The following is a 534-nucleotide window of genomic DNA, read 5'->3' as shown; positions in this document are numbered from 1 at the left end:
TCATCTGCATCATCTACATCTGCGATTCCATCACCATCGGTGTCGGTAGCATCTCCAAATCCAACTAAACCATCAACGCTATCTGCAATACCATCACCATCACTATCTGTTCCGCTATCACCTACAACTCCATCTCCTCCACTATCTGGATCCGTTGGATCTGTATCGTTTACATCTGTGTTTCCTGAATCTCCGAAATCTGATGGATCTTGATCAACAACATCTAAAATACCGTCACCATCACTATCTAATCCATCTACTTGTCCATTTCCATCGGTATCTTCATTACCTCCTTCAACAACATCATTGATTCCATCATCATCACTATCTAAATCTAAATAATCTGGAACTCCGTCACCATCACTATCTGTATTATCTCCTTCATTATCTCCAAATCCATCTACAGCATCTGCACTATCTACAATACCATCGCCATCTGTATCTAAACCATCAGCAATACCATCGTTATTTGCATCTACATTACCATCTTCGATAACATCATTGATTCCGTCATTGTCGCTATCTAAATCTAAA

1 pseudogene is annotated in these 534 nt (G+C 39.7%); it reads right to left on the bottom strand.

Going from position 1 to position 534, the window contains the following annotated elements:
• Positions 1-534, bottom strand: a pseudogene (locus H3Z83_RS12825) (hypothetical protein); the annotation flags it as partial.

The organism is Tenacibaculum pelagium, from assembly GCF_014062345.1.
GTDB classification, from domain to species: domain Bacteria; phylum Bacteroidota; class Bacteroidia; order Flavobacteriales; family Flavobacteriaceae; genus Polaribacter; species Polaribacter pelagius.
This window is presented reverse-complemented; position numbering and strand designations above follow the sequence as displayed.